This window comes from Thalassoroseus pseudoceratinae, from assembly GCF_011634775.1.
Taxonomy (GTDB): domain Bacteria; phylum Planctomycetota; class Planctomycetia; order Planctomycetales; family Planctomycetaceae; genus Thalassoroseus; species Thalassoroseus pseudoceratinae.
The window spans coordinates 988,699-1,014,153 of record NZ_JAALXT010000002.1 but is presented as its reverse complement, the minus strand read 5'-3'; the positions used below and the strand labels follow the sequence as shown (position 1 = coordinate 1,014,153).

The 25,455-nt window shown below is 53.2% G+C and carries 16 protein-coding genes; 10 read left to right on the top strand and 6 right to left on the bottom strand.

Annotated elements, in window-relative coordinates:
• Positions 1 to 221 precede the first annotated feature (221 nt).
• Both G6R38_RS09445 and G6R38_RS09440 read right to left on the bottom strand, forming a co-directional pair.
• Complete coding sequence (locus G6R38_RS09445) at positions 222 to 1,580, bottom strand: DUF1552 domain-containing protein (protein WP_166823401.1); 1,359 nt, start codon at positions 1,578 to 1,580, stop codon at positions 222 to 224.
• A 91-nt stretch (positions 1,581 to 1,671) separates the two neighbouring features.
• Positions 1,672 to 4,098, bottom strand: coding sequence for a DUF1592 domain-containing protein (locus tag G6R38_RS09440; RefSeq protein WP_240928134.1), 2,427 nt, complete (start codon positions 4,096 to 4,098; stop codon positions 1,672 to 1,674).
• Between the two features lie 722 nt (positions 4,099 to 4,820).
• Between G6R38_RS09440 and G6R38_RS09435 the strand changes: the two genes are divergently transcribed.
• From G6R38_RS09435 to G6R38_RS09390, 10 genes are all read left to right on the top strand, one after another.
• Positions 4,821 to 6,560, top strand: a complete 1,740-nt coding sequence (locus G6R38_RS09435; RefSeq protein ID WP_166823396.1) for a purine-cytosine permease family protein — start codon at positions 4,821 to 4,823, stop codon at positions 6,558 to 6,560.
• On the top strand, positions 6,557 to 8,053 hold the full coding sequence (locus G6R38_RS09430) for a mannitol dehydrogenase family protein (RefSeq protein WP_166823393.1): 1,497 nt from the start codon (positions 6,557 to 6,559) through the stop codon (positions 8,051 to 8,053). Before G6R38_RS09435 ends, G6R38_RS09430 begins: the two co-directional genes overlap by 4 nt.
• 175 nt (positions 8,054 to 8,228) lie before the next feature.
• On the top strand, positions 8,229 to 9,104 hold the full coding sequence (locus tag G6R38_RS09425) for an endonuclease/exonuclease/phosphatase family protein (protein ID WP_166823391.1): 876 nt from the start codon (positions 8,229 to 8,231) through the stop codon (positions 9,102 to 9,104).
• Between the two features lie 8 nt (positions 9,105 to 9,112).
• Positions 9,113 to 10,261: a metallophosphoesterase gene (locus tag G6R38_RS09420; protein ID WP_166823388.1), complete on the top strand. Its 1,149-nt coding sequence runs from the start codon at positions 9,113 to 9,115 to the stop codon at positions 10,259 to 10,261.
• A 285-nt stretch (positions 10,262 to 10,546) separates the two neighbouring features.
• On the top strand, positions 10,547 to 12,304 hold the full coding sequence (locus tag G6R38_RS09415) for a hypothetical protein (RefSeq protein WP_166823386.1): 1,758 nt from the start codon (positions 10,547 to 10,549) through the stop codon (positions 12,302 to 12,304).
• Between the two features lie 82 nt (positions 12,305 to 12,386).
• Entirely contained in the window at positions 12,387 to 15,488 is a 3,102-nt protein-coding gene (locus G6R38_RS09410; protein WP_166823384.1) for a tetratricopeptide repeat protein, read from the top strand.
• 273 nt (positions 15,489 to 15,761) lie between these two features.
• A complete protein-coding gene (locus G6R38_RS09405; RefSeq protein ID WP_166823382.1) occupies positions 15,762 to 17,069 on the top strand; it encodes a Gfo/Idh/MocA family protein in 1,308 nt (435 codons plus the stop codon).
• A gap of 62 nt (positions 17,070 to 17,131) precedes the next feature.
• On the top strand, positions 17,132 to 18,574 hold the full coding sequence (locus G6R38_RS09400) for a sulfatase family protein (protein WP_166823380.1): 1,443 nt from the start codon (positions 17,132 to 17,134) through the stop codon (positions 18,572 to 18,574).
• Positions 18,575 to 18,964: 390 nt separating this feature from the next.
• Positions 18,965 to 20,608, top strand: a complete 1,644-nt coding sequence (locus G6R38_RS09395; RefSeq protein WP_240928133.1) for a DUF1592 domain-containing protein — start codon at positions 18,965 to 18,967, stop codon at positions 20,606 to 20,608.
• A 50-nt stretch (positions 20,609 to 20,658) separates the two neighbouring features.
• On the top strand, positions 20,659 to 22,047 hold the full coding sequence (locus G6R38_RS09390; RefSeq protein WP_166823372.1) for a DUF1552 domain-containing protein: 1,389 nt from the start codon (positions 20,659 to 20,661) through the stop codon (positions 22,045 to 22,047).
• A 119-nt stretch (positions 22,048 to 22,166) separates the two neighbouring features.
• Here G6R38_RS09390 and G6R38_RS09385 read toward each other — a convergent pair whose 3' ends face one another.
• From G6R38_RS09385 to G6R38_RS09370, 4 genes are read right to left on the bottom strand one after another with little or no spacing between them, the layout of a single operon-like run.
• Entirely contained in the window at positions 22,167 to 22,598 is a 432-nt protein-coding gene (locus G6R38_RS09385) for an ArsR/SmtB family transcription factor (RefSeq protein ID WP_166823369.1), read from the bottom strand.
• Positions 22,599 to 22,649: 51 nt separating this feature from the next.
• Positions 22,650 to 23,345 (bottom strand): ABC transporter ATP-binding protein, encoded by a 696-nt coding sequence (locus tag G6R38_RS09380; protein ID WP_166823365.1) that lies wholly within the window; start codon positions 23,343 to 23,345, stop codon positions 22,650 to 22,652.
• A 2-nt stretch (positions 23,346 to 23,347) separates the two neighbouring features.
• Positions 23,348 to 24,565, bottom strand: coding sequence for an ABC transporter permease (locus G6R38_RS09375; protein WP_166823361.1), 1,218 nt, complete (start codon positions 24,563 to 24,565; stop codon positions 23,348 to 23,350).
• Between the two features lie 20 nt (positions 24,566 to 24,585).
• A complete protein-coding gene (locus G6R38_RS09370) occupies positions 24,586 to 25,416 on the bottom strand; it encodes a hypothetical protein (protein ID WP_166823358.1) in 831 nt (276 codons plus the stop codon).
• Positions 25,417 to 25,455 lie beyond the last annotated feature (39 nt).

Sequence of the window (25,455 nt, the reverse complement as noted above, 5' to 3'; positions counted from 1 at the left end):
GCGCAAAGAATGGGACGGTTCTTATTCTAGAGTTCTCAATTAAACTAGACATCGCGTTCCGGTATATTCAAGGTTATTGATCTAGGAGAAAGTATCACGTGTTTCTATGTCCGCGGAGGACGCTCGAATGCCTCGCCAGCCCTGTCCGACTCGTCTCACCTCGATGCTAGTGAGAACATAGGGTTGAGATTTCGTTTAAGAGCACACTCGTGCCATGGGGTCTACACATCGATCGCAGTGTTACTGTCACCGAAGTTGTCGGTCTCGACGCCCATTCGTTGGGCCATTGAGAGCAATAGGTTGCTCATGTGGGCGTTTGAGTTTGCAGGGCGACTACAGAGACCGTAATGCTGACTCGGTTTATCGAGTCGGTAACCTTCGAAGTGCCCTTGATTGAAATCGAGATGCCGACCATGCTTAAGACCGAGGTCCGAACCGCCTGCGAGTACCAGGGGTAAGTTGGCGTTGCCGTGACTATGACCATACGACATGCCACTCCCAAAGAGTGCCATTGTCGAACCCAGAAGCGGTTTGCCGTTTAGGTCTTTCGTCTCTGAGAGTCGCGTCAAGAAGTAGCTAAACTGCTCAATGGCGAAGGTATCGTAGTTGGTGAGCTTTTCCATATAGCCCACGTCGCCGCCATGGTGGCTCAGCTGATGACGCGATTCGGTAATGCCAATTTCAGGAATTGCAAACGCATCCCCTTCGCCGCCCAAGCTGAACGTCGCGACCCGCGTGACATCCGTTTGGAATGCGAGCAAGATCAGGTCATAGACCGTTCGGAAGTAATCGCCCGCTTGAGTTTTCGGGATGTCGCGGTTGGTCCGTTTGCGGTCGGCCTCGGCGATGTCCGGGAGTGGGGTGTCGAGCCAGGTGTCGGCTCGTCGCGTGCGAATCTCTGCTTCACGGACCGAAGTCAGGTATTGGTCGAGACGTCCCTTGTCCGCGGCACTCATCTTCTGATTGAGCTTGCGAACTTCCTCAAGGTTATCGTCAAGAACACTTGCTTTGCGACGCAGGGCTCGTCGTTGAGCGGTAATGCCTCCTTTGGGTTCTTCGAACAGAGCCCGAAAAATCTCACTGCAACGACGCATCGCCGGAAGTTGAACACCGTCAGCCGTCCAAGCGAGTGATCCTTGCGTCAACGCAATCTCCATTGATGGGTACCGCGTGTGCTGTGCGGTCACCTCGGCCATCTTTTGATCCACCGAAATGGTATTGCGATCCGATGGGCCGAGTTTTCCACCAGTTAGCCAAACCGAGATGCAGTTATGGTGATGGCTAATCGCTCCCGGATGGTGCAAACCGCTAATCGGCGTAATAACCTCGCGGTGTTTTTCCAAGGGCTTCAGCGACCGAGAGAACTCATAGTCTTTCCCCGGCGTCGTGATCTGATAGTTCAGTGAATGGACGCCGTTCGCAAGGTAGATGAACGCGCTTCGTCGCGGCGTATCGGTTGTTTGTTCCGCCGCACGAAGTGGAACCATGCACTCCAAAAACGGAAGTGCAATGCAAGTCCCCATCCCCCGCAAAGCATGACGACGGTCGATCAACCAAGATTGGGATAAGTAGTTAGCCATCGATTGTTAACCTTTGAGCATGAAGCGGATTGTTGATAACCGCCAGAGATTTGATTTTTGGTATACTGCGAGGGAAAGTTGCCAAACCCCGCTACCGTTTCTTGATAAGATCAGACAACGCCACCGCACGCACGATGTCCTTCAAGCGATAACCTTCTCGTTGGGCTTCGCTGACAATCATCTGGATATCGTCTTTGTCGTCCACAGTGAGAACGCGACGAAGGGCATATGTGCAGAGGTGTTCGATCAAGGCGTGCGTGAACTCTTCACGGTCGTCGAGTAGCAACTGCTTGAATTCTACCACATCGGTGAACGGACGCCCGTCGGGCATTTTGCCGGAGGCGTCGACTTGGGGATCGTCTCCGACGCCCGTGAGTACCCGCTCATGGGTTCGCCATTGGCCGATGGCATCGTATTGATCGAACGCCAATCCGTATGGATCAATGTTTCGATGGCAGGCGGCACAACTTGTGTTTCGAGCGTGGGCTTCGATTCTTTGACGAACCGTAATTTTGTTTCCCTTGGGCGGGATCGGTTCGATCGGGTCCACGTTGGCGGGAGGTGGCGGCGGTGTTTTGTTGAAGATCGCCTCACTGACCCAAACGCCACGGTGCACCGGGCGGTGACGTGTGCCGTCGGACGTCAATCCGAGCACGGCCCCCATTGTCAGAAGGCCGCCACGATGATCGTTCGGCCCCAGAGACACACGTTGAAAGCCGTTCGCCTTGGGTTCGGGAAGGCCGTAGAAATCACACAGCCGAGCGTTTGCCGTCGTCCAATCGGAGTCGAGAAAATCCTCGATAGGCAGATTGTTCGTGAACATCTCACGAAAATACTCAACCGGTTCGGCTCGCATGCTTGCCTCGAGCCAATCGTCGTATTGCGGATAAAGTTTTTTGTCCGGCGGGAACATACCGACGCGGTGCAGCTGCAACCATTGTCGGGAAAAGTCATCGATGAACCGATTGATTCGACTGTCGGTCAACATCCGGTCCACTTCTTGTTCCAATCGACCGCCGGTCAGGGCATCGTCTTTCGCTGCCTGCAACAGTTTGTCGTCGGGCATTGAACTCCAGAGAAAGTACGAGAGTCGCGAAGCGAGTTCTGCGTCCGTGACTTCTTCGCGTGGCTGAGGATCACCCTCGACAAGGTAGATGAAATGTCGGGAAGTCAGCACGCCTTGCAACGCGATTCGATAAGCGTCGATCGGCTTTTCACCAGCCTCAAGTTCCGCATGGTAGGATTGCAGATAGTTCTCGAGTTCCCGCATCTCGACAGGTCGCCGCCAAGCTCGTTCGGCAAACCGCTGCAAATGCTCCGCGACGACCTCGGGCGTGGCGTCTTCCGGTGGTAACACATCGCTTCGTCGGGATTTCTCGGCTTCAGTGACCAATGGTCCTTCCCATTCGATCCAGTCGAGAAGCACGGTCGAAAAAATCCCGTTTCCGTCGCCATCGAACATCTGCGGAGCATTGGGGTTCAATAACGCTGTCTCGCTGCTGTGCGTGAAGACATACGTTCGGCTGGCGAGTGCATTCCGAAAGGCCGCGCCACCCCGTCGATCCACAATATCGGTCGCCACTACACAGAAATGCAGCGTGGTTGGCATTTCGAGGAACACCTCGAACTCGTAAATCCGTGGCTCATCCTCAGGAGCAGTTACATCGAATTCGATAAGGCCATCGACCGTTTCCTCGCTGGTTCGCACTCCGATACTCATGTGGGCCGGTTGGCCGCCGGGCGGTCGAATTCCACTGGCCTGAAGCCGCAAGCGATAGAGTCCGCTGTGCTCCGGACCAGTTTTTCCGAGCCAGTTGGACGCAAGTGCGGTCTGAACTCGTCCCGGGAAGTGAAGAAAACGCAACGGACGCTTGATGCCAAATCGATCCAACGTCTCCTGCTCTTTTTTTCCGCCGCCGTAACGCAAATCCGCGGCCGTCTTTCGGATTTTGCGAGGCTCAGCGGAAACCGTCGGAAAAGCCCGGTCGAGCACGATGTTCGCCGCCCGGTAATATCGATCCACGTGGGACGGCGAGAGCGAAAGCTGCGACCCGATACGTTCGAAACCATGCCACAACGTGTCCTCGTTCAACTCGCCAGGTTTTGCCGGATCGTAGCGTACGCCGAGCAGGTCGTAGACCGTGTTCTGATATTCCTTCCGACTGAGCCGATAATGAGCCACCGGTGGTCGTGCCGCCATTCGCGCCGCCCGGCCTTCTTGAAGCCGTGAATCGAGACTCGAAACGAACTCGACCAATTCATCCTCGGTGGGCTGCGGTTCGCCATCGGGGGGCATCTCGCCACTGTTGACCTTGTCAAGCGCTTCCGCCCAATGATGCGTGTCCAATCCCGCTTTAAAATTTCGCGAAAGCTGATCAAAACGAATGTCGCCCTCCTCATTCTGCGGTCCGTGACAACGGATGCAGTGTTTCTTGAGAAAGGTCTCGAATGGTTCCGCGGCCGAACCGGACAGCGTCAAGCTGATGAACGCAAAACCGACAAAACAGCCTTTCGCCAACAAACGAGGTCTCCAGACCCGAGAACTCCAGGATTTTCCACAATCACTTCGAATTTGGTTATTCAACATCAATCATCTCACTTGTCGTTTGAAGAACGCGGCCGAGGACGGCAAGGTGACCGTACTGAACCGGTATATGCTAAGATACGTTCCATCGACCGAGTTTGCCAATCATCAGGATGAAACCGCCCCTTCAACGCCGTCACGAACCCGATATCCGGGACCACTTGGCAGAAGTGAGAAATTGGCAGAAGTGAGAAAATTCGACCTCGGCCCCAGAACCATCGTGCCCACAGAGAGCTGGAAGACACACGTTGGACAACATCGTTGTTATCGAACCCATCCACGGACGAACTCTGTGAGAACCGTTTTTTGCTTGCGGAACGAGCAAACCGTGTCGTCATTCGTCACCGGAGAAGAGAAAGGAACCCTCCATTAGCCGAGCATTTTCGACGTGTTTGCCGTATCATCTTCGATGCCAGACCAATGGTGAAGCCGATCATTCGCGTGAACTGCTTAGTAGTCCTGCGTCGAGTTTCAAGACAACGTAGATAAAATCCTAGGCCGATGACTCTCTTGTTGAGGCCAAAATTATTTCCCATCTTGCATGACAGTCCGAAGCACCAATCGAAGCTTTGGCATCAAACTCCCAAAACGATGACTCCATCGCTCCGTCTTTTCATCAAAACTTTGCGAACGAATCAAGACAGGTCAGATACTGTATGTCTACCGCATCCACACCCCAGACTCCTAGCGTTGCCGACCTCGAACCAGAACAAATCCCAATCGGTAAACACCAACTCCATAGTTGGCCGCATTTCCTTGGACTCTACGCTGGCGAGCATGTGGCGGCGACGGAGTTTGTGATTGGAGCGACTTTTGTCGCACTGGGCGCCACGACGTCCGATATTTTGATCGGTTTGTTGATCGGCAATCTTCTTGCGATTGCCAGTTGGACCCTAATCACCGCACCGATCGCCGTGCAAACACGTCTCAGTCTCTATACGTACCTGCACAAAATTGCCGGCGATTCAATGACCAATCTCTATAACTGGGCAAACGTCCTAATTTTCACTGTAATTTCGGCGGCGATGATAACAGTTTCCAGCACGGCGGTTCGACTCCTGTTTCGTATACCGGCTCAGTTGCAATGGTACCCGACTGACAGCACGTTCGTCCTAATCGTCTTAGGGGTCGGGATAATTGTTGTGCTAGTCGCTATGTACGGGTTCAACGCGGTTGCAGAATTCTCTTCCATATGTGGACCGTGGTTGGTCGTTATGTTTACCGCTGGGGCGTTGGCTTTGATGCCCGCTTTGGCGGAATCGGTCCTCGGGCGAACGCAGCTCGCGAGTTTCAACGACTTCATCACCATCGGCGACCGTTCGATTTGGACAGGACTGAACAGCGATGGTCAACCAGGGGTCGGGTTGCTCGAAGTCATCGGCTTCGCTTGGGCCGCCAACACGCTAACTCACTTCGGTCTGATCGACATGGCACTCTTTCGCTATGCCAAACATTCGCTCTACGGACTCTGCACAAGTGCTGGGATGCTCTTTGGACATTACATTGCATGGATTGCTGCCGGAATCATGGGGGCTGGAACCGCAGCAATTCTCAAGTCGTCGATCGTCGAACTTGATCCTGGCGACGTGGCCTTTCAAGCTCTCGGGTGGTCGGGGTATGTCATCGTCATCGTGGCCGGTTGGACCACAGCCAATGCCAACCTGTATCGAGCGGGACTAGCGGCACAAGCAATCTTCTACAACCACTCGCGAATGAAAGTAACACTGGCAGTCGGCTGCACTACAGTAATTGTCGCCTGCTTCCCATTTGTATTCAGTCAGATGCTTCCTCTATTAACGTATGCGGGTTTACTTGTCGTACCTGTTGGAGGAATTGTTTTCGCTGAGCACGTGCTTTTCCCTCGCTTGGGAATGACACGGTATTGGGCCACCTATCGAAAACTTGACCATAGTATTCCAGCAATCGTTTCATGGATTGCCGGTCTGTTATTTGGCTTTGGACTAGGTTCACTCAATGTCATGTCGTTCTTCTATCTATTCCTACCAACTTGGCTCTTCACGATTGTCTTGTACACCGTGATGGCCCGATTCTACGGGGCTGCTAGTGCGTACCCGGAAGAAGAAGCTGCCGAGCAGGAATTGAATGCGAACATTGCAGCCTATCATGCTCGCGAGGCTGAAGAACATCAACATCCGACTGGAAGTAAAGGTTTGTTCTACCGAACCCTACGAACGATCGCGTGGATCTCATTGACAGTTATCTTGCTATTGGCGCTGCGTGTGATGTTCGCTAGTCCTAACATGCAAGTTTACAAAACCAATGCAGACGCGTTTCACACCTGGGGATTCGTCTGCACAATCATCTACTTTGGCTCGGCGTATTGGGCGCTGCGTCATGAGAAATCGTTAAACGTCCAACAAGGTGAACCGTCGTGAGCCATCCTATTAAATTAAACCAGGCTAATCTGTCAGCGTTGCCGAAAGCCGTTGAACGGCCCACTTATGATCGCAGTCAAGTCCGGACTGGCATTGTACACGTTGGCGTGGGCGGATTTCATCGGTCGCACGAGGCGGTCTATACCGATCAGTTGTTGCAGACAGGCGAGGCGAACAATTGGGGCATTTGTGGAGTCGGCATCCGCCAAGACGATCGGCGAATGAGCAATATTCTCAGTGAACAAGACGGTCTCTACACCCTAATCGTCAAACATCCCGATCAACAGATTGACACCCGTGTCGTGGGATCAATCATAGACTTCGCCTTTGGTGCCGATGATCCTGAATTAGTCCTAGCAAAGATGTCGCATGCAGACACACACGTTGTGTCACTAACGGTCACCGAAGGCGGCTATAACATCGACACTGACACGGGTGACTTTGATTTCGACAACCCTGATGCCCAACATGACTTGGAACATCCATCGCAACCGCGACTAGTCTTTGGGTATCTAACGGAATCGCTCCGTCGTCGTCGCGACCGGGGACTCCCGGCATTCACCGTTTTGTCCTGTGATAACATACAACACAACGGTAATCTCACTCAGCGAATGCTACTTAGCTTTGCTCGGCGACAAGACAATGAACTTGCCAAGTGGATCGAAACGCATGTGACGTTCCCTAACTCCATGGTCGATCGCATCACGCCAGTGACAACAGACAGAGACATACACTATCTCGAATCCGAATATGGGTTCCGCGACCAATGGCCGGTAACGTGTGAGCCATTCTGTCAATGGGTCGTTGAAGACAAGTTTTCGTGCGGTCGCCCGGCGTGGGAACAAGTCGGTGTACAGTTCGTTCCGAATGTGGTGCCCTACGAAACAATGAAACTGCGTTTGCTCAACGCGGGACATTCAGTCTTGGGGATACTAGGAGCAATTCACGGACACGAGACTATTAACGACTGTATCGAAGACGAGCGATTTGCTCACTATCTACGACTATTTATGGACATCGAAGCGACTCCGACGCTGGAACCTGTTCCTGGAATCGATCTGGATCAATACAAGAACAGTTTGATCGAACGATTCGGCAACCCGAATATTCGGGATCATGTCAGTCGTATATGTTTGCAAAGTTCTAGCAAACTACCAGTATTCCTACTACCAACTATTGAAGCGAATTTGAACGAGGGCCGTAGCATTGACCTTGCAACACTCGTGATCGCCGCTTGGTGCTTGTATAGCGATCGACAAGTCAACCAAGCTGGTGAACCACTTGACATTGTTGACGACATGAAGGTGGAATTGCATGCGGCAGCTAGTCGCTCTCGTGAAGACAAGCTATCATTTATCAAATTGAATTCAGTGTTCGGCGATTTGTGGCAGAACGAACGTTTTTCCTCGGTCTATAGTAACCTGATCAATCGCATCTATTTGGGAAATGACATCGTCGCCGAAATGCATCGTCTATCGACTCAACATCGGTAGAATAGAATCGAAACCGGTCAAAACAGATTAAGTCAATCATGTCGCTTTGATTTGCCGAAAGCCGCGTTGTTTTTTCTCGACCAAGCTTGTGGTTGTAGATGGCGACGGTGGACGTGTGAAATCGTCCGTGTAACAATGTGCGGCTGTACGAACACCTCACTGGGGATTCACGACGATGAAGTTTTCACGACGCCAGTTTTGCACGGCTCTTGGTGCTGCCGGGATATCCGCTTTCACTCTTCCGAGCATTGCTGAGGACAAGAAACATCCGCCGCTGCGAGTGATCGCTTACAATGTCTACGCTTGCAAAGGTTGGCCCGCCGAGCGGCCGTTGGCGAAGAAGGCGGTCGCGAAGGGACAGATGGCCGAGCGTCTGGCGATGGAGTTGGCATTGTATGAACCGGATATCGTCAACTTCTCAGAGTCGCCGAGTGAAGCGGTTGCGAAGGAAGTTGCCAAGCATCTTGGCATGAACCATGTTCGTTTCCCGAGCGGCGGCAATTGGCCGGGAACGCTGCTCAGCAAGCACGAAATCACCGACTCCGAAAATGTGCCCCTCAGTTACGAGCGACCGAAAGATCTGTTCACACGGCACTGGGGTCGAGGCACGGTCAAGTTACCCAGCGGCGAACCGTTGATTGTTCATTCGGCTCACCTGTTTCCGGTTGCCGATCCGACGGTCCGACTGAAAGAGATTCGGGCCATGTTGGGAGCAATGAAAGAGGACCTCGACTCCGGCCGTTCGATGCTGCTGATCGGTGATCTCAACCACAATCCCGATTCCGAGGAATACGATCTTTGGATTGAGGCCGGTTGGATTGACACCTTTGCGGAAGCGGGTCAAGGCCAAGGGCTGACAATTAAGGCCGACGATCCCAAACATCGAATCGACTACGTAATGGCGACGGGCCCGATTGCGAAGCAAATCACGGAATCGCGGCCGCTCTTCGAGGGAGCATTTCGCGTGAACGTTGCTGATGCTGAGTCGTTTGCTCTCAGCGATCATCTGCCCCAGTTAGCGGTGTTTGATCAATTGGAAGGCCACCGTTGAGGTTGTTCATGAGACTGCTCCTGACACTGATTTTGCTTCCGCTTGCTCAGGAAACTGTGGCAGCGGGAGAAATCACCCGCATTTGGCTCACGCACCGATCGAACGATCCGAGTAAGATCGTCGTGAATTGGCTGAGTGACCAAGCGGGCGATTCCACCGTGCGTTTTGGCCTGTCGAAAGAATACGGTGAGTCGGTACGGATTCGGGAAAATTCGACGCTGCATCATGTCGAAATTCCGCTTCAATACCGAAACGCGATCTACCACTACTCGGTCAGCACCGGCAATCAACATTCAACGGATGCCTCGTTCAAGGCGTATCCGACGGATGTGTTACGCGTTGCGGTGGTTGCCGATTGGCAAGGCAAACCCGATCTGTCCGCCATCGACGCAGACGACGTCCATCTGCTGCTTACGGCTGGCGACAATATTGCCCGACTTTGGGACAAGTGCGGCGACGGCACCAAAAATTGTATTCTGCCATATGTCGAGTTGATCGACACCTACCCCGAGCTTTTCCGCTCCACGCCGATGATGCCGGTGCTGGGCAATCACGATCGGGAGATACGCCCTCGCGGAAACAAACCACCTGCCGAACCGGTGTACGATGTGGACGCAACAGCGTTCCGCCGATTCTTCGAACTTCCGGGCGACGAGTGGAAATGGCATTTCGACTTACCCGAATTTGACCTGAGGCTGGTCGCCCTGGACTTCAACCATACGTCTGACTTCGGCACGACTTGGCAGACCTGCCACGCTTTCGATGAAGAATCAGAACAGTTCCGTTGGTACCAGGCATTGATGCAGAAGCCTCTCGGCTTTGTTGTCACCCTCTACAACGAACAGAACGCCAGCATTCGTCGCCGAGCTGGCGGTCAATGGCATGAGCTGTTTCGTCGCGGAACTGCGTGCATCACGGGCTTCGGTTACTATGCCGAACGCGCCGAGGCGGACCGCTTCCCTTACTACAATACCGCTCTCAATGGGCGAGGCAATCAGTACCCCGATCCCCAATCGAAGTTTCTTGCCGGCGAGGATAGTTACGTCCTGCTGACCGTGAAACACGACGGTCCAATGACGGTGGAAATCAAGAATTTGAAAGGGACGGTGTTGGATCGTCAAGAATTCGAGCGTGGCCAGAAATCTGCGTTGCGTTAGAATTCCCGCAGCGAATCCACAATCACCCCCTTCCCGTCAACCGAATCGATCCGCACTACTCAGCGAACGTGGTCGTCGACGATTGTCGCATCGGACATTCTGGATTCCTTAGCCGCAACAAAATATGCCGATTGTTGCCGACACCATTGACTCTGTATACTGAGACAGGGCACGGGGGATGCTCGTGCCCTGTCTCAGCTCTGTGTATGCTGCCCATTGGTTGCATCGCCCGTACATCCGTTGTCATTGATGAAGAGTCGTCACCTTCTTGGATTGTTTGCGTTCATGAATCCTCATCAACGTGCTTGGAAACGTCTGGCCTGTTTCGTGGTGATTGCAGTGGGATGGGTCACTGCGTCGGTTTTCGCAGGGACACGGACTTGGGACGGAAAACACGACACGAGTGCCATCGCCGTTCGCGTGGCGTACTTCGTCCCGGCGGATCGCAAACCACTCGCAGATTGGCGAGAACGGGTCGACTACTTCTGCCGGCGGATCAGACTGTTTCACCATCGGGAGTTCACAGGCCAATCCGTCTTGACCACCCACGTGCATCCCGAGCCGTTCGTTTCCAAATTGACGACCGAGGAACTCAGAGCGGGTGACGCAAATGCGATCTTTTATCGCACGCTTCGGGAAACAGAGAGCCGACTCAAAGACGCTCCACTGCCGGAGAAAGCCTTTCCGATTCTGTTGGTTCTCAGCGAAATCAACTGGCGGCCGCTTGATGATTTCTATCGACTTCGTCCGCAAGATGGGCAATTGGTCTTTGAAGGCAATTACAACCGGGGGCAACATTTCCCGGGTGCGACCGCTGGCGGGGCGAGAGCAACTTACTTTGCGAAAGAAGGGAAAGGATGGGGTTTGGTCAGTGCCGATGGTTGGCGGGTGCCTTATCGAGGTTCTGACTGCGTTGTTTACCATGAAGGTTGCGGCCACACGGTCGGGTTGCCCCATCCAGAACCGGGAAATGGCTCCGTCATGAGTCAGGGCCAATACCGCGGTTGGCTAAGTGAATCGTGGCTGGACAAGGAACAGAAGTTGAAGTTGAGATGGGAACCGACAGATGCACCGTCCGACTCTCAGACCAAGTTATTCACGGAGTTCACAGCCACACCACAGCCCCGCGTACCGAAGCCAGGAGAACCCGTCCATTTGACTCTGACATGGCCGGATGATGTAGAAGTCAAACGCGTGCGAATGCGTTACCAGACTTCTGTGACCGGGCCATGGGTCGAGGTTCCCCAGAGTTGGTCAAAAGCGGAACCGGAGCTGGCTTCGATTGGCACATTTGATCGGCCCACACCGGTCAGCTACCGCATCGATGCGGAGTTGGTCGATGGAACCCGTGCGGAATTGTGGGGGTATTTTCAAGTCCGCAGCGATCCAAAGCAACTACCGTTACCGGCGAGGCCATCTTCGGATTTGCTTGCCTCTGCGGATCCGGAAGCGGGCAAATCCAATCGTGACGGTTCGCCAGTCAAGGAAATCGACCTGCTGAAGCTGATTGATCCGACGTCATGTTGGCAGAACGGAATGTGGTCGTTGGCCGAGGGTCGGTTGCTCGGTCCGAAACAATTTGGAGCACGACTGCAATTGCCATATGTCCCGCCGGAGGAATATCGATTGACGGTCATTGTCGAACCGCTTGATCCACCGAACGGTCTGATTCTTGGTCAGCGGTCGGGCAAGCAACGGTTTGTGGCCTTGTTCAACTACATGGCAAACGGGAAGACCTTGAGTGCCCTGGAAAACATCGACGGCCAAAACGTCGGCAATGCCACGACGCGGACCGGCTCTGTATTTCGCAAAAACCAGCTTTCGCAAGTGATTGTCACCGTCACGCGGAAAGGAGTCCTAGTGAATGTTGACGGCCGGAAGATCATCGAATGGAAGGGAGATGCGGACCGCCTGTCTCTCTCGGATTACTGGAAGACACCGGACGAGCGAGCACTGTTCATCGGGGCTTACGACTGCCGATACCGCTTTCACCGGATCACACTTGAGCCATTGAGCGGTGAGGGCACAGTCACTAACGATTGAACGTCTCACGCGTTCTCTCAAGAAATTCGACTCTACGTGAAGCGACGAAGAGATGCATCGTCAAGAATCTGAGCCGAGACAAATGAACCTGAATGAACGGTTCGAAGTCTACTTTTTCCGCGACCTCATCATTTCCAATATCCGAGAGTTGCTGAAGAAATGCGAACTCCCCAAACAATGTGCGGTCTGTGATACGGTCACCGGGGAGTGTGTGGACGTTCGCGTCACGAATGATGTTTTCGGCTGCGTAATACCGCTTCGGATCTGCAAACGCTGTCGCCGCCGCCCACCATTCGCGACACCTTCGCAACATCTTCAGCGATTGAAAAAACTCTTTCAATGGGGACGGAAGGCATCCACTCAGCAGGAAGAGAAAGCCGTCGAGCTGAAAGACTTGCTGTCGAAAGTCACGATTTACGGGCTGCTGCTCCAGATCTTCCCGTCCTCCGAACTCACGCCACTCGCCACTCGATTCTACTGGGACGGGGAACCTCGGTTTCAGCGGTTTGACGAATCCGTGCGGCGACGCGAAGTCGTTCAAAGTTTGTTGCCCGACGCATCAGAACATTGGCCCGAGATTCCCGAGGTGATCTGCCGAGCCCTCGGCTATTTGACGCTGAAGGCAATTGACGATGTGTACAGCAAGTCTTCCGTGAAGACAAACGGACTCATCCAAGTGGCGGTCGCGTTACTCCCGGGCCGACGTCTGGAATTTGAACTTCAAGAGAACGCAATCGAAATTGCCCTGCTGCTCGAGCCGATCAAATCGCGACTGCGGCAGATTCCCACTTGGCCGGTCGATCGACCATTTCTGTTTTGTGTGCAACGCGACAATTCTTCTCCAGAGGACCGTGCTCAATTTCAGGTCGATCCCCCATTTGCGACTTGGTACCGCCAGTTACAAACACAAGATTCCGTCACGCCGCTGGACGTGGTGACTCGTTATTGCCACATCGAACCGGTTACATCGGCCGTCGAAGCCACCTCGACGAACACGCGAGCGTTCCTTTCGCATTTTCCCGATGAGCCTGCCATGACTGCGCTCCACTGCACGATGTTGCGTTCGGAGAATCAGTTTGAGGAAGCGTTGAAACTCTATCGCCAGATGCAGCAGACGGAACCGGAGAATCCATTCTGGTCGGCCGCGGAAGTCGAAACCTATGTGGAAACGGAAGAGTGGGAACGTGCGGCTCAAAAGTCGGTGGAGTTTCAAACCGCGTTTCCCGAGGACCCCACGCCACGGATCATGCTGTCACAATGTCAGCGACACTTGGGTCTCGAAGATGAGGCGAGACAGACGATCGAACAGGGTATGCGAGAACTTAAGCATGGCGACTTGTATCTCGCCAAAGCCCAATTGGACCTCGCCGACGATGCCACTGATGCCGCCTTGCGAACACTGAAGCTGGCGATCTTCAAAGACGCGAACTACGGGCCGGCCTACCTGCTCCGGGCGAAGATCCGATGGCAGGAAGAAAACGACACCGACGCCGTGCTGTCCGATCTTCGAGAGTTTCACCGTTGCTCCACACGAACGATTGACTCCACGGAACTCGAATTGACCGCGATGCGTCAAGCAGATCGCACCGCCGAAGCCGAAACGCTCATCGAGACATTGGTTTCCGAAAACCCACAGTCCCACGAGTTACTACTCTGCCGAAGCCGCTTCCGTGCCGCATGTCGCAAAATGGAGTTGGCACTCGACGACTGTCGCAAAGCCATCGAGATTTCCCCCCAAGACCCAATCGCACGGTTGACGAAAGCGGAATTCCTCATCGTTCAAGAAGAAATTGACGAGGCGTTGGAGGAAATTGCCCATGCGGAGTCTCTTGGTTTCAAAACCCCACAAACGAAACTCCTCAAGAGTATTTGCCTCATTACTCGCGAGGAGTTCTACGCCGCCGGAGAGTTGTTGGAGGAAGTCATCGAGGAAGCACCGGAATATGGGCCCGCGTATTTTTATCGGGCTCGTGTGCATGTGGCGAACGACGAGGACGAAATCGCCGAACAGGATTTCAGCGAAGCCATTCGGTTAGACCCCGTGTGGCCGGAACCGGTGATCGAACGCGGCTACTCCCGGATTCGGCAGGAGAACACAACGGAAGCGAAACAGGACTTCGAGGCCGTTAAAGAGATGGCCCCCCACGAGGCAGCGGCTTACCACGGTCTTGGACTCTGCTACATCATCGAGGGGCGAAAGGACTTGGCACGACCGGAAATCGACAAAGCACTGGCGTTGAATCCGTCACATAGTCACGCTCGATTTTTGCGGACGGATATCTTGGCGGAAGCGAACGAAATCGAAGAAGCTATCGCGGATCTCAACGTTTTGCTGGATTTTGAAACCAATGCACTGCCCGCGTTGGAACGGCGTGCCTACCTTCATCTCCTCGCGGGAGAATTCGAGAAAGCCAAGCAAGATTACGATCGGCTTGAGAAACTGAACCCGGAATCCGAAGCCTGGAAAGTTGGGGGCAGCGTCGCCAGAGAGTTCGTATCGCAATCGGGTGATGAACCTCCCGAGACGGATGACGCGACCGATGGGGAAGACCTCGTCAATTTTGAACTGTCCTTTCAACGTCACTTGATGAAAGCCATCGTCTGCAACCGCGCAGACGACTACGACACTGCGATCGAGGAAGCCACCATCGCATTGGGACTCATGCCCGATAGTGTTGACGCCCGCCGGGTTCGTGGTGGTTCATATTGGTACAACGAGCAATTCATTGAAGCCCTGGACGATTACAAAACGGTGCTGGAAAATCCCGAGGAAGCCTCTCGTCATGACTACAGCGCGTGCGGACAAATCTTGGCCGAAATCGGTGAGTTCACAGACGCAATGGGATACATCGAAGAATCGGTGAAGCGGGCGCGAGAATCGCACGATGCAGCAGGCTTGGCCTACAGTCTGAATGGCAAAGGCCGAATCTTGACGGGGTTAGAGCGTTTTGAGGAAGCGGAACAATGCTTCTCCGAATCGCTCGAAGCCAAACCCGAGAACGCTTGGCTACACTTCAATCGCGGCTTGTTCTACCTACAACGAGCCGACACTGAAAAAGCGTCCGCCTGTTTCGAACTTTCGTTGACCGTCGATTCACCGGGACTCCCTCCGAAGAAACGAGACCGAGTGCAAGGTTTCTTGGAGAACCTCCAGAACGGCAGCAACGACGGCGACGCCACCTAGCCTTCCTCACAGTTGACGCTGCGTGAAACGGCGTCGATTGCACGCCATGTTCCTTCCATGTCATCCCCACCGACAATCCGAATTATTGCCAGTGGCGAGTACGATCGCATCGAATAAACCGTTAACATATCATAAGAGTCCGATGATTGGATCAACGTAGAACGTATTACGGTCTTCTGTATCCGTTTTGGACGCGAACAAGCCACTGCTTCCTGACCACCACAAGACACGACGCAATACGATCAACAATCAATTGCCCCAGGAGCGCGACCTATGACCCCACGAACCGATTCAACACGCCGAGAGTTTCTTGTCAAAACGGCAGCCGCATCCGCTGCAGCTTCCATGTTTACAGTGCTTCCGTCCCACGTAATGGGTCGCGAGGGCACTTCGCCGAACGAGAAAATTTCTCTGGGTGTCATCGGCATCGGTCCACGTTGCACATACGACTTGAAGTCGATGCTAAAGTTCTCGGATGTCCGTTGCGTCGCAATTGCTGACGTGCAGGCGAAACGCCGGGATGCTGGCAAGAAATTAGTCGACGGTCACTATCAAAACAGTGACTGTGTTCTATACCGGGACTTTCGCGAGTTGCTGGACCGCAAAGACATCGACGCTGTTCTGATTGCGACAGGGGATCGTTGGCACGCGGCGGCTTCGATCCTCGCGGCCAAAGCCGGCAAAGACGTCTATAGCGAGAAACCGTGCGGCATCACGATTGAAGACTGCCAAGAACTTGCGGACACTATGCATCGTGAGAAGCGCGTGTTCCAAGCCGGTACACAACGCCGGAGCGTACCGAACTTTCAGAAGGCCGTGGAAATGGCTCACTCCGGCCAACTCGGCAAGTTGCATACAATGCATGCATCGATCTATACGCCGGTGCTCGATAACACTTGGCTACCCGCAGAACCGCAACCGCCACGCGACGTTGTCGATTGGAATCTTTGGCTCGGACCGGCGGCATGGCGTCCCTACAACGAGAAGTACGTCAACGGAAAATGGCGTGGACAATGGGATTTCGATTCCGGCGCGCGACTGCTGGATTGGGGCGCGCATACCGTCGACCTGTGTCAATGGGCCAATCAAGCCGATGACACCATGCCCATTGAATACGAACCGACAGAAGAAAACATTATTTGCCGTTATGCGAATGGCGTGAAACTGGTCATCGATTTCCTTGAAGATCCATTTGGGGATCGATCACCGCACTACATAACACGTTTAGGCACCTGCCCTGTGCGTTTCGTGGGCGATGAAGGGTCGGTCGAAACCGGAGACAGCGGCGAAATTGTCGCCAAACCAGAATCGCTCGCCAAAGAGCTTGGCTCCCAATACAAACGCATCCGCGGTTTGGATGTCACAGCTCACTCGCGCGACTTCTTTGACTGCATTCGTACTCGGGAAAAGACAGCGGCAAATGCAGACGTCATGCGGCGATCACACATTGCTAGCCACGCAGCAGCCATTGCCTGGATCCTCGGACGCAAACTCAAACTCGATCCCGTCAAAGAAGAATTCATCAACGACGCCGAAGCAAACCTCTTGCGTTCCCGCGCGGCACGCAACTGGGAGGTCTAGTAGCGTGTTTAAGTGGTTTTGATCACCTGTTTCATGAATTGCCTATCAGCAAGGAAAAACTCGTGGCTCGATTGATGCTTCGAACAACCGTTATCGTTTTTGTGCTGTTCTCTAGCATCAGTCGTGCTTCAGAGCCTCCAAACATCCTGTTGATTACGGCAGATGACCTGGGAACTCAGCTCTCTTGTTACGGCGATCCAATTGCCAAAACGCCTCACATTGATGAGTTGGCAAAGCATTCCGTTCAGTTTCAGACGGCGTATGTGAGTCAGGCTTCCTGTAGTCCGTCGCGTTCGACGATGTTCACCGGATTGTATCCGCATGGAAACGGTCACTATGGACTGGCAAACGCGAATGTCGGTTTTCAACTTCACAAAGAGTTATACAACGATTTGTTGCCGAATGTCCTGAAGCGGGCCGGCTATCGAACTGGCATCATCGGCAAGCTACACGTGAATCCGGAAAAACAATTCCGATTCGATATGCGGCAGCGTGTGGGATTTGGCAGTCGACAGGTCAAGAAGCAAGTCCAATTTGCACGAACTTTCGTGAGTAAATCAGGCGATCAACCTTGGTTTCTCATGTTCAATTTGTTTGATCCGCATGTGGCCCGAGACCGACTAGCAAACGGTGAACGCGGACCACAGTACTTTCCGGACCAAGTTGATGGCCTGCCGAAATCTATCCTAACAGCAGACGATGTTGCAGCATGGCCATGGCAGCAGATTGATACCCCCGCACAACGCAAAAAAATTGCCGGGTATTATAACTGTGTGCATCGGATCGATGCTGCGATTGGAATGCTGAATGACCTGTTGCACGAGACAGACCATTGGAACGACACACTGATCATCTTCTTAGGAGATCACGGACCACCATTCACTCGGGGCAAAACGAGCTGTTATGAAGCGGGACTCCGTGTGCCATTCCTGACTCGTTGGCCAGGGGTTTCACAACCTCATGTCTCTGACCGTTTGGTCGGCAGCATTGACATCTACCCCACGATCCTCGAAGCGGCAGGTATCAAACTGCCACAGCGACTCCATGGTCGCTCGCTCAAACCTGTACTAACACCTTCGAACTCGACTGATTGGCGAAAGACTTTGGTTGCGGAATTCCACTACCATGGCGCATCACCGTTCTTCCCGAGACGAGCGATTACCGATGGTCGGTTCAAATTGATCCACAACATCCGTGCCGGTGAACTATCAGCGTCCCCGTCCGTTGACGGCGACCGAGCAAATGTCATGGCGGAAAAACTCGACCCAAACCATCCCGCTCGTATCGCTATGGAGCGTCTCAAAGAACCACCAGAATGGGAACTATATGATCTTGAGAGTGACCCCATCGAATTTATCAACTTGTCAGATGATCCATCGATGGACAAGGAATTACAGCGTTTGAAAGACGCTCTCAAAACCTGGCAAAAGCAAACGCACGACCCGTTCACGGACCCAGAGTTCCGTAAAACAGTCGAGCAAAAATACCAGCTTTCATCGAACTAGGTTTGATCTCGCTTTGACATTACGGCTAGAGCGTTAGCCCGTATGATTGCTGGTAAACCAGAATTGGTGCACTACGAACATTAGTATCTAGAACGGTATCAATTGAATTCTCGTATGCGAAAATCAACTGCAACTTTCTGCTGCGTCATCGTCGTGTTCATGGCCAAAACGTGTTTTTCACCCAGCACATGCACGGCTGAGAACACCGCAAATGAGACTTTGACTACACAAAAAGCAGAGGCCGAGACGTTCTTCAATAAACGAGTCGTCCCGTTTATCAAGACTTATTGCCTTGATTGTCATCAGAATAGACGACCGACAGAGGCCGGACTGAGTTTTACTCCCGCGCTGAGCACTCCCGGACATGCGGCGTTCAGCGAAAAATGGAAGATGTCTGCCGCCAGGGTGAAAGCTCACGATATGCCGCCAGACGGTTTGGACCAACCGACGGCGGAAGAACGTCAGATGTTCGCAGAGTGGCTGGACAAGATTAAGTATCTCAGCCCCAAAAATCCCGGGCCATTCGTGATTCGACGGCTCACAAAGACGGAATACGGAAATACACTACGCGATCTGTTAGGCGTTGATCCGAACATTGTTGATAGTCTTCCGGATGAGGTAAGCGGCGCAGGATACTTAAATTCACTCTCGCCACTTCAGCTTGAGCAATACCTTTCGATTGCCGATCAAGCACTTGCCGAAGTTTTTGGACCAGACAATCCCCAACCCACAGACCTGCAACTACGACTCTTGGGCGAGCCTCCTGGCAAGGACGATGACACACGAATAGTAACTCAAGAGATCGCCAAGTCACTCGCGAAAAAGGCATACCGTCGTCCGCCAACCGATGCAGAAATCAAAGTCCTAATGGACGTCTACGACCTAGGCCGACGAAACAAACTTGAGCATCAAACTGCCTTGCGATTGATGCTCAAGGCGATGCTTGTTTCTCCTCAGTTTCTCTTCATCACTCCAGCGGATGAGTTTCGCGACGAAGCGACGATTGTTCCGCTCGACGACTACCAACTCGCATCGCGGTTATCGTATCTGCTATGGGCCACGATGCCAGACGATGAGTTGATGGCACTCGCCGATTCCAAGAAACTACATGAGCCAGCCGTCCTCAAGAGCCAAGTCAAACGAATGCTCGACGACCCTCGTTCGCGAGCCCTCTTCGACGGCTTTGGAGCCCAGTGGCTTGGACTTGGCGACTTGAAAACGAAAACGTTCGACCCGGAAAAATTCCCGCAAATGACGAGCGACATGCGTTCGGCGATGTACGACGAAGTGCGTCTGTTCTTCCAAGATATTGTTCGTGAGAATCGCAGCGTCGCGACGTTTCTTGATAGCGACTACACATTTCTCAACGAAGACCTCGCCAAGATCTATGGGTTGCAGGAGTCGATCATCGGACCTGACATGAGAAAGGTTCAACTGGCCGATAAAAACCGTGGTGGCATTCTGGGCATGCCGGGGATTCTTGCCGCGACCTCATTTCCGAATCGCACGAGCCCGGTCATTCGGGGTGTTTGGGTGCTGGAACAGGTCCTCGGCGATCATGTACCGTCGGCTCCCCCCAATGTGCCGGCTCTGGAGAAACAGGATCAAACCTCGGTTGCAGAACTGACACTCCGCGAGCGTACCGAATTACATCGCAAAGATCCGGTCTGTGCGAATTGCCATCGATTGCTCGATCCGATCGGATTTGGTCTCGAAAACTTCGACGCGATCGGCCGATGGAGAAATCAAGACGAACACGGTCATGCGATTGATGCGTCTGGTGAACTTCCCGGTGGAAATCATTTTTCGAGCCCTCACGAATTAAAGGCTATCATCGCGAAACGACTTGATGACTTTTCACGTAATTTCGTTGAGAAGCTGCTAGCCTACGCGTTGTGTCGAAATCTCGTTGGATATGATGAGATAGTTGTCGACGACTTGATGCGTGAGATCGCCGAGGATGACTACCGAATGCAGACACTCATCACGGCAGTCGTCACGAGTTATCCATTTACGCACCGCCAGACCAAGTAGAATCGCTCAAGCTAACTTTAAACTTTCTGTTCGGATAGAAGACTAGACTTATGAGCAAGAATACAATCATTGATCGTCGAACTTGGCTCAAAGGCGCAGGTGCCGCACTTGCCCTTCCAATGTTAGACGCAATGGGCTGGGCTGAGGCTAGCGACAAGAACGCATTCAAACCGCCCGTCCGACTCGGATTTATGTATATGCCACATGGCGTCATCATGGACGAGTTTTGGCCGAAAGATGCGGAGAGCTTCCTTTCGAATCCACCATCAGCGTTAGAGTCCTTACGTCCGGTTCTCGACAAGTGTCTGATGATGAAGGGGATTGCGGGTGTGCCGAACGGTCCTTACCGTGGTGCCCCCCACGCCCTCGAACTTTCGACCTGGCTGACTGCTGCACTGCCAAATCCTGCGAAACGCGATGAGATTAGTATCTCCATCTCCGCCGATCAGATCGCCGCCAACGCATTAGGAGCATTCACCACACTGCCATCCTTGGAACTGGCGACCATGCCGCAAACTTGGAAGGAAAACCAAGCGGGTTTGAATGAGGCCTACTATTCTCACTGTAGCTTTCGCTCACCGACCCAGGCGGTCCCGGCAGAAATCAATCCGCGAAACGTCTTGAACCGCTTGTTCAACACAAAGGAACAAGGCGGTGGAGCAGCATCCACAGGAATCAGTCCTCTAGACCGAAGCATGTTGGATCTTGTGCTAGGCGGAGCGCGGGATCTGAGACGCAACTTAGGGCCAACCGATCAACGAAAACTCGACGAATATCTAGACAGCGTTCGCTCGGTGGAACGACGAATTGCCGCTATTGAACATCGCCAAAAAGAAGCAGCATTGGAAAAAGCGGGTGTTCGTTCCAGTCGTCGTCACGAGTCAGATTCTCCTCCAATTGAGATCAAAATTCCAGAAGGCGACAAACGCAGCGAGTATATGCAGGTCATGTGTGATCTCAACGTTCTCGCATTTCAGACCGATACCACACGCGTTTGCACCTATATCGGTTCCACTCCGAATGGAGCGTCCTACCCGGAACTGGGCTTCACCGACAAACACCATTCGACAACGCATCACAATAACCAGCCCGAGAAGGTCAACAAGGTCGCAGCCATCACGGCATTCAACATCGAGCAGTTTGCCTATATGGTGAAGAAGATGGCCAGCTTGCGGGAAGGTGATGGCACGTTGCTGGACAACTGCATTATGATGTGGGGTTCCGGTCTCGAAGATGGCGACCGACACACTCGTGCGAACTTACCGTTCATCCTGGCTGGAAGTGGGGGCGGTGCTATCAAAACGGGTCAGTTCCTGCCCGACGTGAAGGGCAATCAAGGTGACTTACTTACCACCATCTTAACTTGCATCGGGATCCCACTGGACCGCCCAATCGGAATCGCCAACAAACAAATCACAGAGATGACCGCGAACACCTAGGGAATTAGGGAAGACTCTCTTTGAGTATCCGTATTCGCCCGACCGACGCTGGGTTGTCTCATGTAGAGACGACAGCTGTCGGTCGCTGTGACCGCTAGTTGACAATCCACAGAATCAATCTACGAACAGCAATGTCCATCTTGATCCAATGCGTCTGCACGCGACTCATCGACCTGAAGTTCCGGAATTTCCTCGGAGCACAGTTCAAGACACTTTAGCAACTGTTCATGAACCGCAGACACTGGTTTCGCCAGCGAGTAGTGGGTCCATTGACCTTCTTTTCGCCCCACGACCAATCCCGCGTTGCGTAGACGAGACAACTGCTGAGAAACCCGTGGCTGCGGCAACCTCAAGACGCTGACTAAATCGCCGACGCAGGTCTCGCCACGTAACAACAAGTGCAACACTCGCAATCGCGTACGGTCCGAGAATGCCTGGAACAGTTCTGGTATCGTGTTATCGGGAGGGTCAATCGACGACGTGCTAACGGGTGCTCGATTACGAGAGACCTTGCGATCAGATCTTGAATGAGTCTTGGTGTTGTTAGCCATGCCGACCTCTGGCGTTATGCGTCCGTCGTCGATTAACCTTGCCCGCAAATGTTATGCGATTCGTGATGTCGCTGTCGATAGCAACTCACCCACGAGCCGCCCTTCAGTGAGGCGGACCATCCGTTTCGCACGCTTCGCAGCATTGGGGTCGTGAGTAACCATGACGATCGTACGGCCTTCTTCGTTGAACTCCTCGAAGAAGCCAATCACCTGCGAAGCCGTCTCCGGATCGAGGTTGCCTGTTGGCTCATCAGCGAGTATGACCGCGGGATCATTGGAAAGCATGCGGGCGAGTGCGACCCGCTGTTGCTGCCCCACGCTCAACTCAGTCGGTTTGTGATGCATGCGATCGCCTAGTCCAACTCGGCGTAGTAATTCTTCAGCCCGCGAGTGTTGCTCAGACTTCGGTACAGATGCCAAGAACATCGGTATTTGCACATTTTCCAAAGCCGTCAGATACGGCACTAGATTGAAGGTTTGGAATACATAACCGATGTATTGCTGACGCAGCTCAGCTCGTTGGTCCGCCGTACGATCATAGACCGAATGACCATCGAGTGTAATGCGCCCTGAAGTCGGCGATAGCATCCCCCCCAGCATCAATAGGAGTGTGCTTTTGCCACTCCCACTAGGACCAACCAGTGATACGAAGTCCCCTCGCTCAATCTCAATCGAAGCATCGATAAGCCCAGGGACTTTCTGCTTCCGAAGCGTGTAGTTCTTGCTGACATGTTCCATGCTCAACATGGCTAAATCTCCCGAAAGGTTGTGACAGGGTCGAGCATAGCAGCCCGTCGAGCTGGAATGTAACTAGCGACCAGAGCAACGCCCACGGAAATTGCAATTGCCCACAGGGAAAGCATTGGCATTGGCAGCACAGGGACACCGGCAAGCTTTGGCCCTAGAGTGACGGCTAACATAGTGCCGATAACAAAGCCTCCCACACCACCTGCAAATCCCAAGACTAAGGCTTTGGCAAGGAACAATCGTTGAATGAGTCGCGACTGTGCTCCCATTGCCATGAGAGTGCCAATTTCTCGACGACGCTCCGAGACATTCGCAAACATAAAGTTTGCAATACCCGCCCCGCCAACAACGACAATAATCGCGACAAATATCAGTGAAAGCCGCTCCATCATGTGATGGACTTTGACCTGAGTATCAACGACTTGCTTGATAGTCACCACCTTCGCGTCGGGGAGCAACTCATTCACCCCCTCGACGAGCCCGGCAGAAATCTCCTTGCAACAACCAACAACTTCAATGCAATTGACAACTGGCCCTTGGCCCGTCAGGTCCTGTACTTGGTGTAGATGAGCAAAAATTCGTGAGTCATCAACAGTGCCAGTTTCTGGCAAAACAGCAATGACCTTGAACGACTCGCCGAGAAGTTCGACACTCTCCCCTTCCATCAATTGTTGGGTCTCAGCCAGGTCAGAACCAACCAAGATCTCGTCCTTGGCAAGATCTTTGATGACTCGATTCCGCACAAGATCTTTCCGGTCTTCCTGAGCGTTTTCGGTCTCCAACTCCAACGCCCCACAGCCAATAGGACGTGAAAAAATCCCCGCACCTGCCCAAGCCGCCTTGGCCTGGAATTCACTCTTCGGCAGTATGCCTGTCAGCGGATACTTGCGCCCGTGTAGCTCAACGGGAACACAGAGTTTTGGTGAGAGATTATCGACTCCTTGCAACTCTGATAACGTCAGCCGCATGACATACTCTTCAGGAATCACTTCCTGATGCATGTCAGCGGCATAGTAGTCCTGAAGTGAAACGGATTTCGGCAAAATCAATACGTTTGCGCCGAGGCGATCGAGTTCAACCGCGACCGCTTTTTCGGAATAGAAAGTAATATTCTGAATAGCAACAACGGTGGTGATGCCCAGCAGGATTCCCACAACGATCGTGAGCATCTGGCCTTTGCGTTCAAATAATTCGCGCCACACTAGAGTGCGAAGATTCATAATGTGAACTCCTTCTCGTGTTATTTCCGTTGAGGTGGGCACTGACCACCAGGACAACCGCCCTCCGGTCCACAAGTTCCGCCGGGACAGCAGCCTTGCATAGCCGCCTCGATTGTTTTGATCAACTGCGTAGCCGTGACAGCACCTGTCATCTTGCCAATCGGATGCCCTGCCGGTGAGACTAACACCGCCACCGCCTCGTTTGAGTTCGGTTTGACTTGAAGGCTCGCTAGAAACGCATGCTCACGGACATCGGCGGGATCAATTTCGATTACCTCGGTGGCAGCGCCAAAACGCCTGTCAGCTTTGATGCCAATCGCAGCCTGCTTCAGGGAGTCGCGATGTGCAGTCACTGAATTGTACACGCAAATCAACGAAAGTTTCTTCTGCTGCATAGCTTTGAGACATGCAGCGGTCCCCGCACTGACGAGCCCCTCGTGAAGTTGTTCTCGCGACGCCTTAAGAAACCATGCTTTGGTGACCGCACCATTCGGCGCTACCGCAATAATGAGTGGCAACGGCGCCCGTTCCACATCAAATCGTTTCACCGTTTCCAACTCATGCGGGTCGGTCACACGGACACTAACCGTGTTCACCCGTAACTTCATCCTCGAAGTCGCTTGCTGAAGATTGGTTCCCATTCGTTGAGTGGCGTCGTCATTGTTTCGCCAAAATAGGACATAGGTGAAACACCCTTCTTCGGCTGAGGTTGCCAGCATACTCAACGCGGGACTTCCAGAGGCGCCCTGCGAATCTTCGGCCTTGTGATTCGCGTGGACACCAGCATACATCGCATGGACTATGCAGATCACCAAGATCCTCACTTTGCCGTTGAAAAACCTGTTAGCCATCTCAGACTCCTTCCAAGAGCAACGAAAACTGTGCCCACC